This window comes from [Clostridium] symbiosum ATCC 14940, assembly GCF_000466485.1.
Classification (GTDB): Bacteria; Bacillota; Clostridia; order Lachnospirales; family Lachnospiraceae; genus Otoolea; species Otoolea symbiosa.
Genome location: NZ_KE993031.1, coordinates 1 through 789, shown reverse-complemented (window position 1 = coordinate 789; position 789 = coordinate 1). Strand labels below are relative to the sequence as shown.

The 789-nt window shown below is 39.2% G+C and carries 1 protein-coding gene; it reads left to right on the top strand.

What is annotated here, in order from left to right; genetic code table 11:
• The first annotated feature begins 184 nt into the window (after nt 1-184).
• The gene (gene tnpA, locus CLOSYM_RS20240) at nt 185-655 is read left to right on the top strand and encodes an IS200/IS605 family transposase (protein ID WP_044903019.1); all 471 of its coding nucleotides are present in this window, start codon (nt 185-187) and stop codon (nt 653-655) included.
• Nucleotides 656-789 lie beyond the last annotated feature (134 nt).

Here is a 789-nt window from a genome sequence, read left to right as displayed (position 1 = left end):
TTGTTAGGGCAAGGCCCTGTTTTGAACATGGAGTTTTTCGTGTTCCGAAAAATGGAATGTTCAAAATAAAAAAACCACCTGCTATGCGGGTGGTGAAAGTTGCTTTAGCTTACAGTATAAAACCTCCCGTGATACAATAATGCTGGTTCGCCAACCGCATGAATGTACAAAGGAGGTTATCCATATGGATACAAATAGTTTATCACATACGAAATGGAATTGTAAGTACCATATTGTTTTTGCGCCAAAATTCAGACGTAAAGTAATTTACGGGCAACTCAAAAGAGATATTGCAAATATACTTAGCACATTATGCAAGAGAAAAGGAGTAAAAATAGTCGAAGCAGAAATGTGTTCAGATCATGTGCATATGTTAGTGGAAATTCCACCAAGCATCAGTGTTTCTTCGTTTGTAGGATACTTGAAAGGAAAGAGTACACTTATGATTTTTGAGAGACATGCAAATCTGAAATATAAATATGGGAATCGCCATTTTTGGTGTAGAGGATATTATGTAGATGGTGTGGGGAAGAATGCAAAAAAGATACAAGAGTATATTCAGAATCAGTTAAAAGAAGATTTAGAATATGACCAAATGACACTGAAGGAGTATATTGACCCGTTCACGGGTGAGCCAGTAAAGCAAAAGAAATAGAAAGAGCCCCCAAGGGCTCACTAGGTAAATGATGTTGCGGCTGGCGAACTATTCGATAGGTCTTTAGACCTCAGTGCCGGTAACAAGCCCTTATAGGGCAGAGCAAACCACCGGCTAAGCCGGTGGTGCTGATT

Coding starts and splice junctions, on each gene's coding strand:
- tnpA (WP_044903019.1), top strand. CDS start 185: ATGGATACAAATAGTTTATCACATACGAAATGGAATTGTAAGTACCAT.